Genomic DNA, 10,662 nt, shown 5'->3' on the forward strand with positions numbered 1-10,662 from the left:
GTCATAGGATTTGTAGCAGAAATCATTTTTCATATTTTTCCTTTTACTTTATTAGTATTATTGTTTGGATATTTTCTAAAAAATCCAAACAATAATAAAATAATATGGACCTCTATTTTAATAGTCTCGTTAGTAGAACCAATTTTTCATATAGTGGATATGAGTTCTGGGCAACAAAATTCTTTTTGGCTTCTGGGATATATAGGTATTCATATTTGTTTATTTAATTTTCTTCAATTGTATACTCTTAAACGAAATGGATTTATAGCAATGTATTTGTTAAGAATGATATATTATCTTATTTGGCATATTCTTTGGGGTTATTTACGTTTAAATATATTGTTTTAAACTCATGATGGAAGCTATTTGCTTTTTCGTTTTAAAATAGCACAGAATATGATTTTATTACAGAATTGTCATAATGGTCTTTTTAGTTATTTGTTTTATTCTAAGATATTAATTTTAACCTTAATATAGGGTTAAAATAAGAGGAGGGAATATACTTATGGATAAATAAGAGATAATAAGCAATTAAATTGGATTTGGAATACTAATCGGAAGATAAATTAACTCTTTTAGTTTATAGGTGTTTTGTAATTCTCCTGTAATTTCACCCCAAAAAAAAGCTCCAAACCTTTCCAATAGGGGGAGCCAGACCATTTCCAGCCCTTTGGTATTTGCTGAAGAGCTTTATTTTTTTTTAGAATTATTTTTCAAAAAAAGAAGGATTTTCAAATAGACTTGCAGTATAAAAATAACGATGTGTTAAAAAAAATAAATATTGTAACCTGTATGAAGGTAACAGGAGAGACCTTTTTTTCATAATAAAAGAAAAGGAGCCGAAGAGGCAAGATGCTATAAGCATTCAAACTTTCAGGCAAAGGGACTGTTACGGGACAGAACTCTGGAGAGCTTTATGATAAAAAGCACCAAAAAGGCAATTTCTAATCTTTGGGAATAACCTTACTGAGTTTTCTAAAAAATTATCTCCTAATTTCTTAGGAAGAATCTTTCAGGTAAAAGGACAGAGCAAGAAAGTAATCTAATTATTTTCTTGCTCTGTCCTTTTTTATAGTTTAAAATAATAGGCCTAATTTATGAAATAAGACCAGGGCAGACTTTCTAATAAGGTTGGTTAAAGTGATGAAGCTAGGACACTTTTCCCCTAAAATTATAATGTTTAGAGGAGGTGAAAATCCTCAACAATCAAGTAAAATTAACATAAAATTCAGCAATTAGTCGTACTATAAATGTTCCATATATCTATATTATTTAGGAGGCAAAACATGTTAAAAAAAAGAAATCTTCTCTTTCTCTCTCTGCTCATCTTGGGGGCTTTACTTTTAAGTAGTTGTTTCCTTAATCCCCCCGCAACCGAAGGGATACTCAAAGGGCAAATTATGTTACCGGAGGGAACCATTCAGGCAAAAGACCTGACCGGTCAAGCCCTGCCTGATGCCACGGTCAACATCATTGATCTTACAACTGGTGTGATTTTCGCTACCACCACCACCAATGCTACCGGCCACTACCAGATCTCTGTTCCTCCGGGTGGTCCCTATCTTTTAGAAGCAGTCAAAGATGGGGTGAAACTGGAGCAGATCACTTGTCAGGTGGAAGTCGGTATTGAGTATGACCTGGGAACAGCTGATTGTATTACCACTGCCACTGCCTTAATTGCCCAGGCGATGATAGATGCAGGAGATAATCCGGCTTCCATCAATTTTGCTGATATTCTGGCTGACCCAGACTTTGATGATCTTTCAAGTATCGTATGCACTACCATACAAGCAGGTCAAGACCCCACGACATCAGCAGTGGTTCTGCAGGCAGTAGAGAATTTCCTTAATCCACCAACACCTGCTCCAGCACCCACTCCAACCTACACTGTGTCCTTTGATTCTCAAGGGGGGAGTACCGTCAATTCACAGACAGTAGCACAGGGCGGGAAGTTGACTGAACCGACAGATCCCGTACAGACCGGCTACACCTTTGGCGGTTGGTATAAAGAATCTGGGTGTACTAATCTCTGGGACTTTACCACTGATATAGTGACAGCTAATGTGACCCTCTATGCAAAATGGATGAACATTGATGCGACTTTAAGTGTTCTTATCGTAAGCACGGGTACTCTAAACCCGGTTTTTAGTGCTGGCACCATAAACTATACGGTAGAACTGCCCCACGAGACATCAGAAGTGCCTACAGTAAATGCTACTACCACTGATTCTAATGCTACTAAACTAATTACACAGGCAACTAATCTTACCGGAACAGAGGCAGAGAGGACAGCTACCGTGGTGGTTACTGCGGAAGACGGTATTACCCAAAAGACTTATACGGTAACTTTTAGTCTGCTTGGCCCGGTCCATAATACAACCAAAGATATTTATTACAATACAATTCAGGCAGCCTTAAATGCCGCAAGTACCGGAAATACTATCGAAGTGTCCGATGGAATCTATGAAGAGAGTATTACCTTCCCCTCTGGTAAGTTGATTATCCTGCAAAGTGTGAACGGGGCTTCCTCAACAATTATCCAAGGAGCTAATAGTACTAACACAGTAACCTCAAGTAATTCTCTGGATGGTACTACTCTTGAAGGTTTTACCATTACCCATGAAAGCCCAAATACCGGAAAGGGAATCGATAATGGTGGAATACTGATAATAAATGACTGTATGATTATCGGTAATAAAAATCCTGGTACTGATTATGGCGGAGGAATATATAATCATGGTACGTTAACTATTAACGGAAGTATGATCTCCGATAACTCTATCCATTGGTGTGGCGGTGGAATATACAATAGTAGTGACTGTAATTTAATTATCTCTGATAGTACAATCTCCGCTAACTCTGGTCCACATGGAGGTGGAATACACAATGTAGGTATATTAACCATTAACACGGATAGCGTTATTTCTGATAATGATTCTACGGGTTATAACGGTGGTGGAATATATAACCAAGGAGTGTTAACTATTGACACTGGAAGTGAGGTTTCGGGGAATACATCTGACCTTGGTGGTGGGATATACAACTACGGTACTTTAACTATTCAAGGAGGAAGTTATATCTCTGGAAATACGGTTACTAGCTACGGTGGAGGAATATATAACGAAACTGGTTACACAGCAACAATCACCGGAGCAAGCACTGTTTCCGGTAATAGTACTCCTGGTCCCGGCGGTGGAATATGTAATAAAGGTACATTAGATGTGAATGGAGCAAGCATTGTTTCGACTAATAGTGCTTCTACGGGCGGTGGAATATATAATGATAATGGTGCATTAACCATTACTTCAAGTACTATTTCCGGAAATACAGCAAGTTTTGTAGGCAATAGTGGTGGTATACATTTAGTTTCAGGAGCTGTTACTATCGGCGGAGAGGGTAAAGAGAATACTATTTGTGGCAACACAGTAGGTGGAACTGCAACTATGGCAAATCAGATTTATCCTGATACTGATCCTTATCCTAATAACTATATATCTGCCTCTTGTACATAGGCAATTGGCGATAATTATGGCGGCGGTGTAGTTGCCTATATCTTCCAAATCGGAGACCCCAACTACATAGCGGACAAACACACGGCTTAATTGCGACTACAGGTGATCAGAGCATAGGAACGGGGATTGTTTGGCATGCTACCAATAATGGAACAACTGGTGCAACAGCAACAGCATTAGTTACAGGGGATAAAAATACAAATCTCATAGTTACAACTTATGGAACAGAAAGTAATGCGGCCAAGTTATGTGATGATTATACTAATTCAGAAACTGGTTCCGGTGTTTATAGTGACTGGTATTTACCAAGCAAAGATGAGTTGAACAAGCTCTACCTTAACAAAGCAACAATTGGTGGTTTTGATTTAAGCGGTCGTCCTTATTGGAGTTCCTCTGAATGCAATGCTGGTGGTGCTTGGTCCCAGGCTTTTGACGATGGCACCCAGTATTATGGACAAAGTAAGAACAGTATCTATCGGGTTCGGGCTGTGCGGACTTTTTAATAAGTTAATAAGAAGAATAGTGGACAGGCTTTATAAGTTTGCAAATTATAAAATGGAAAGGGAAGAACATGTGAACTTGTGAAGCCTGTCCTCGAAGGACTGCTTTATTTCGGGTCAAGTCAATCCTGTCATGATGATGAAAGCGAGGGTGGAGCAATATTTCATTCAACAGTGTAACATAAGATGACCCATCAAAAATAATTATGGATCTTCAAAGTAATTATTAACCTGTCCAGATTATGGTGGAAAACTTTTTTGAAAAAAAGAAGGACTTTTAAACAACTAATATAGTATTTGAATAACAGATCTTTTTAATATATAAGATCACTGTTTTTTTAAATGGATTGAGATAGATCAATATTTATTATATTACTTTTAGTGATTGTAGAAGTTAATAGAATTTTATATGCCTACTGATTTTTGGTCAATACCCCAAAAAAGTAAGAATATAAAAATTATTGCATTTGCTACCTATTTGAAGGTAAAAAAGGAAAATGAGTTATGATTGTTGGGATAGCAACGATTAAACTCTAGTAATAATAAAATAATCAGAATAATAGGGACAGCTTGGGTTCAAGTTACAAATGCAACACTTAACTTTGATATAATAAGCAAAAGAATATTTCTTTTGGAAAACATGAATTCTGACAACGGTTGTACTATTTCAATAATCCTATAACTTTTTTCGACTTTAGTTGCGAAAATCTTCTTAGTAGGAAAGTTTAAAAACAGTTATTTTTGTTATTTTATTGAAGAATTAACTGGCTCAATTTAATATTTTCTATTGCAATATTTCCCTTAAAAGTTATGAAGGCGTTCAATAGGGGGAACCAGACTATTTCCAGCCCTTTGGCATTTGCTGAAGGACTTTTTTAGTGTGCCCAACATAGGCGATTAATAATCGGTGAAAGTCCGATATGGGGGTTGATAGTGCCAACCATTAGCTTAAGACAAGGGTGTCCATCGTGAGGGGGAATCTGAAAGGTTGCCTGCGGCAAAACTTAAGGTCTTAAGGAATACGAACTACATATAAGGCATATGCTTGTGGGTAAGTTTGCTAAACAAAACAAAGCCCAAAAATATCCGAAACAGGCGGTGTAAATGTAGCAGATAGATGGAGTGAAAGTAATCGTTCTTACCTGGGGAGGTCTGACAGATAGGTTGTGAAATGAATTTTAAAACATCAACTCATACAGTGATGTATAATTAAACTGTCAGAAGCCAGCGGACGCCATAGTAGATTGATATACATCAATTGAAGGGCTGAACGATAGGAGGTTTCTAAAAATTTGAAGAACTTAAAAAGAAATACCAAGAAAGCAGGCAACTTCTCATAAAGACTATTTCAAGGATGGAAGGTTGGAAGCCTCAAGATAATGGAAAAGTGCCCAGTATTCTTTCGGCGTTTGATAACAGAAGAAACAGCGAAAACGTATATACCAATAATCTTATGGAGAAAATTCTTGCCAAAGACAACATGAATCAAGCATGCAAGCAAGTGGTAAGAAATAAAGGGAAACATGGAATAGGGAGTAATGCCTGGAGTATGGAATTTCGCTACCTAAGTTTTACAGATAGATATACACAAGTAGCTAATTTTTAACGAGCCGCCATATACCGAACGGTACGTGAGGTGGTGTGAGAGGAGGTAAATGAATTAATCATTTACCTCCTACTTGATTAAATATTTTTATATAAAAAGAAGGATTTTTAAATAAAGTTGTATTATAATAAAAAGGTAAATTAAAAGAAGTGAATAATAAATTAAGTTTAATAAGGACAAATTTAGTAATGAAAAAATTTTTAAAAATTTTAGTCTATTTTCTGGTAAGCCTTCCATTCTTTTGCTTTTGTCTGATAAATGTTCAGGCTGCTTCTAGTACAAATTCAAATAAAACACAAATAGTCCAGTACGGATCAGGGGCAGCCGATTCAGGTATCACTCAAGCAAATCAGTTTGGACCCAAATCAGCAGAGGAATTAGAATCGTTTTTGGACATAGAAATTCCCAGGCTGATGCAGGAGTATCACATTCCAGGATTCATGATTTCCTTTGTAAGCGGAGACAACATCATTTTTAATAAAGGTTACGGTGTAAAGAAGGTTGAAACGAAAAAGGCAATTAACCCAACAACAGATGTAAGTTTGGTTGCTTCAGTTGCCAAGACGTTGGTCACTACAGCTGTAATGCAACAGGTTGATAGAGGCAAAATCAAACTCGATGAAGATATCAATATATATTTGAATTTTGAAATAAAGAATGATTTTAAAGAAAAAATTACTATCAGGAATTTACTACAAAATACTGCTGGATTTGAAGATTACTTCAATGGCCAGGGGACAAAGGATAAGGATAAGTTAATTACCTTGGAGGAATCCGTAAAAAATTACCGCCCAAAAGTAGTCTATAAGCCAGGTGATATCCATAATTACAGTAATTATGGATGGAACCTATTGGGATACATAGTGCAAAGAACCTCTGGGCAGGAATTTGATCAATATGTTAAAGAAAATATCTTTTTGCCATTGGAAATGAACAGTTCATTATTTGCTTATAATTTACCTTCTGCAGATTTCGGCGACACGTTTTTAAAGGGATATATCTATAATTTGAAGGACGACAAATTTGTGGAACAGGAAACCGGTTATTGGGCTGGTTATCCGGCTTATGCTCTGTTATCTAATACTCATGATTTAGGGAATTTCATGATTATGTATTTGAATGATGGAATATTTAAAGGAAAAACAATCTTAAAACCAGAAAGTGTAAAGAGCATAGAAAATGATGTCTTTGCTCCCCATAAAGACCTGCTCGGGCAAGGATTGGGTTTCATGATTAACGAAATAAATGGTCACAAAACAGTAGAAAAAAGTGGTGGCGCATTTGGCTCAACTGGGCAAGTAATTTTATTTCCCGAATATAAACAGGGAATATCTTACAGTTTTAATAGCAATATTATAGGATTTAATTATGATTTTCAGAAAGCATTTGCCGATAGATTCTACCCAAATGTCTCACAATCCTCAAAATGCTATCCAATGTCCATGAGTGATTTAAAAAAGTTCGAGGGATATTACCGTTATACCCGCTATAACCAATCTGGTATCGCGAAACTTATGGTGGCAATTTCTCCGCAACATAATGCTTTTGTTAAGGCTAATGAGGACGGCACTCTTAGCGTTGGGATTATGTTTCTCAAAGACTCAATTAAATATGAACCAATCTCAGCGGATTCTTTTCAAAAAGTAGAAAAAACTGATATTTTGGCAGGATCTGGAATAAAAATTGATCTAGGGAAAAGAATGGCGTTTAGGCTAAATGCTAAAAAAGATAAAGCTGATTATGTTTTTTTTAATTTTGAAAAACTCTCGATGGAAAGGATACCTTGGTGGCAATATGGAACCGTTTCAATATTAGCCTTGCTTTTCTTTGTAGTAACGTCGTTATTGATTCTAATATGTTGGTCTATCGGAAAACTAATTAGTATTTTAAGAAAAAAACACCAAATTGCAAGTTGGCAGAAAATTGCGAGTTCCGTAGGAATGGCATATGCTGTCACAATCATTGTCTTTTTTGGAATTATTTTTTTTAAATTCAATGAAGATCTAATGTATGGCATACCATTAATACTTAAGGTTGCGCTGATTGTACCAACTCTGAGTATTCCAGCTTTTTTATCATTAGGATACTTCTCAATAAAATCCTGGCAAAAGAAATATTGGAATTTGCCTACTAGAATACTCTATTCACTCTTTGCTCTTTCTGTTTTAGTTTTTGTCTGTTTTTCTGCATTCTACAATTTGATCGGTTGGAACTATTAAGGTTATATGCATGTAATTATTCTGTAAATTGATTACCCCATTAAAAAACACTGTACGAAGTTGTTGGATTCACTAGCATTGATACCCGATAATATTGTATGAATCAATTAAAAAATAAGTAACTCTATATTTTAATCCTTAGCAGATGATTATCACTTCTTCTAGTTTCTGAAAAACTTTTTCCCTCTTCTCCCTCATACAAAAGTTCTGAACGCGTTCAATAGGGGGAGCTATTATATTCCGACCCTTCGGCATTAGCTAAGAGCCTTTTTATTTTTTTTGGGTATTTTTTACAGAAATAATGTATGATATATAATCTAAAGAACAGAAATATGATAAAATAATATAAATGCTTTTCTGGTGTTAAAAAATAGGTTTATGTTAGAGAAGATAAGTATGTTTTAAATAGCAAATAATGTTTAAGGGAAATTTTATTAAAGGAGTTTTGATAGATATGAAAAATCCCCGATCAAATACTTTGGCCAAGGCCGGAATTATAACGGGAATATCTTTGTTTTTGGGATTGCTTTTTGATTACTTTTTCTATGGTAAAATTCCTGGTATTTCGTTTCCGTTTTATGTTGTTTTGGTCATAGCAGGACTTTTTGTTATTTCGTATTTTTTTAAGAAGCAAATAAGTAAAGAGGTTCTTTGGCTTTTGGCGTTGCTTATATTCTTTAGCGCCATGGTTTTTATCCGTTCTAGCTTCCTGCTCATATTTCTTAATGTAGTAGCTTCATTGCTGTTGTTACTTGTAATCACCGAGGTATCTTTCGGCGAAAAAGTGAAAAACTTTTTAATCGAAGATTATATAAAAATCTTTTTTTTACCGTTTATGTTTATCTGTCCGTTATTTCAAACTCTATCCAATTTATTTTCGCAACGGGGAGTAAATAAAGACCGAAAAGTTTTTTCACAGATCGCGAAGGGTGTTTTAATGGCCTTTCCTGTTCTGTTTGTTTTTTTACTTCTTTTTTCTTCAGCAGATTTAATATTCCAAAAACATGTCTTAAATTTAATCAATATCGATAATGAACTGGAAATAATTTTTAGGTTTATTTTGATTTTGATAGCGACGCTGGTTTATATTGGTGCATATACTTATTCCTTCCGAGAAAAAGAAGGTAAAATTACCGTACAGCAAAATAGTAAAAACCATACGCTTGGGCATATCGAAAGCTCCATTCTGCTCGGCTCTGTTAATGTTCTGTTTTTCATCTTTATGCTTGTTCAATTAACTTATCTTTTTGGAGGAGAAAGCAATATATCCGCCCAAGGTTTTACCTATGCCGAATATGCACGACGTGGCTTTTTTGAGCTGATAGCGGTAGCTATTATTTCTTTACTCTTACTTTTGACCATAGAAAAATATGTTATTAAAAAAGAGACTGAACATGCGTTAGGATTTAAGATTTTCAGCACTGCGCTAGTTGTTCAGGTAATTTTAATCATAACTTCTGCTTTTACTCGCTTATCGCTTTACGAAAAAGCATATGGATTTACAACTTTGAGATTGTACAGCCACGTATTTATCATTTTGTTGGCGGTCATCTTCTGTTTGTTGCTTTACAAAATCTATAGAGACAAACGAGAGCACACTTTTGCCTTTCGTGTTTTTCTCTCGATTGCCTTGTTTCTGGCTGTTATGAATTTTCTCAATCCCGATGCCTATATAGCACGACGGAATATTGAGCGTTTTGATGCAACCGGAAAACTTGATATTTACTATTTAAGCCACCTTTCAGACGATGCTATACCCGATACTATCAAGGTATTAAATCTTTCAAATGATGATCTAAGAAAAAGTTTTGCTCGCGAATTATACTGGCGCACTCAAAATAGCGATTCTCCCTATTTTTTACAATGGCAATCGCTTAATATATCGCGTATGAGGGCGTATAAAATTCTTAATTCAAAAATCCGTGACTTTGAAACATATAAGGATTACCAGCAACAAAAGTTTGATCCAGTAGAACACTATGAGTAAGATATAATCGTACGGCACGCCAGCTTCGTTGGTACGAAATCAGGTGGTGGCGTAAGTAAGTGGGAATTCTTTTGCCTCCCAATGCTTACCCCTTTTGAAGAGAGAGCTGTTAATGCTCAATAATCCAGTAAATTAAGGGTTATAATATCCATTTTTTTACCAGTTAATTTCTCTAATAAATGCTAATTGCTTCTTCTAATGCCAGGTACACTTTTTCAGTTTCATCACTCATACAAAAACTTCGAAAATTGTTTTGTCTAGCCCTGAAATCCTGAAATATTAGCTTTTAATCTTTATTCGAGGGCTTTCTATTTGATAATCCTATACTTAAGTTGCACTTAGAAGTGAATAAGTTCAGATCCATATGCACCATTGCCAGGATGAAAGAAGCAAAGTAAAATAGAAGCAAAAAGAGGTGCATAGGGATCATGAAGGGGAGCATCGGAACAACTACTCAACTGTCCTATATCCGACCTTATTGGGGAAAGGCTATAACCAAGCTAAACTATATAGATAAATTATCCCTCAAGGCCAAGGCAAGATATAAAGCCATTAACCTGTACAGTTCCGTAGATTACTCTCTCAAACAGATCGGTGAGATTTTGAAATAAACAGGAGCACCTTTTACCGGTGGAGGAAAAAATATCAGCCCAATAGAGTTCAGAGCTTAGAAGATAGATCCAGAAGGCCTCATAAAGTAAGGTCCAAAGTAGGAAGGGATCATCAAGTAGAGATGCAGGTCTGTCAAATAAGAAGGAAATATCCTTACTTTGGTAAAGAGAAGATTAAAAGAATATTAGAAAGAGATTGCCATATAAATATTTCAGTTTCCTCAGTA

At 35.6% G+C, this 10,662-nt stretch carries 5 protein-coding genes, 1 pseudogene and 1 riboswitch; all 6 genes and pseudogenes read left to right on the forward strand.

Going from position 1 to position 10,662, the window contains the following annotated elements; all coding sequences use genetic code 11:
• The first annotated feature begins 792 nt into the window (after positions 1-792).
• A riboswitch (glycine riboswitch) is annotated at positions 793-899 on the forward strand.
• Positions 900-1,250: 351 nt separating this feature from the next.
• The 6 genes and pseudogenes from ENO17_09435 (at position 1,251) to ENO17_09460 (ending at position 10,662) form a co-directional block, all read left to right on the forward strand.
• Positions 1,251-3,512: a hypothetical protein gene (locus ENO17_09435; GenBank protein ID HER25256.1), complete on the forward strand. Its 2,262-nt coding sequence runs from the start codon at positions 1,251-1,253 to the stop codon at positions 3,510-3,512.
• Positions 3,513-3,601: 89 nt separating this feature from the next.
• Positions 3,602-4,015: a DUF1566 domain-containing protein gene (locus tag ENO17_09440; protein ID HER25257.1), complete on the forward strand. Its 414-nt coding sequence runs from the start codon at positions 3,602-3,604 to the stop codon at positions 4,013-4,015.
• Positions 4,016-5,366: 1,351 nt separating this feature from the next.
• On the forward strand, positions 5,367-5,618 hold the full coding sequence (locus ENO17_09445; GenBank protein HER25258.1) for a hypothetical protein: 252 nt from the start codon (positions 5,367-5,369) through the stop codon (positions 5,616-5,618).
• A 188-nt stretch (positions 5,619-5,806) separates the two neighbouring features.
• Positions 5,807-7,837 carry a class A beta-lactamase-related serine hydrolase gene (locus tag ENO17_09450; protein ID HER25259.1) on the forward strand — a complete coding sequence of 677 codons (2,031 nt, stop codon included), beginning with the start codon at positions 5,807-5,809 and terminating at the stop codon, positions 7,835-7,837.
• A gap of 415 nt (positions 7,838-8,252) precedes the next feature.
• Positions 8,253-9,824, forward strand: coding sequence for a DUF4173 domain-containing protein (locus ENO17_09455; GenBank protein ID HER25260.1), 1,572 nt, complete (start codon positions 8,253-8,255; stop codon positions 9,822-9,824).
• Between the two features lie 428 nt (positions 9,825-10,252).
• Positions 10,253-10,662, forward strand: a pseudogene (locus ENO17_09460) (helix-turn-helix domain-containing protein).

It is taken from the genome of Candidatus Atribacteria bacterium (assembly GCA_011056645.1).
GTDB lineage: Bacteria > Atribacterota > Phoenicimicrobiia > Phoenicimicrobiales > Phoenicimicrobiaceae > Sediminicultor > Sediminicultor quartus.

Excerpts from the sequence above, each read along its gene's own strand:
- ENO17_09435 (HER25256.1), top strand. The coding sequence starts at position 1,251 with ATGTTCCATATATCTATATTATTTAGGAGGCAAAACATGTTAAAAAAA.
- ENO17_09445 (HER25258.1), top strand. The coding sequence starts at position 5,367 with ATGGAAGGTTGGAAGCCTCAAGATAATGGAAAAGTGCCCAGTATTCTT.
- ENO17_09450 (HER25259.1), top strand. The coding sequence starts at position 5,807 with ATGAAAAAATTTTTAAAAATTTTAGTCTATTTTCTGGTAAGCCTTCCA.
- ENO17_09455 (HER25260.1), top strand. The coding sequence starts at position 8,253 with ATGTTTAAGGGAAATTTTATTAAAGGAGTTTTGATAGATATGAAAAAT.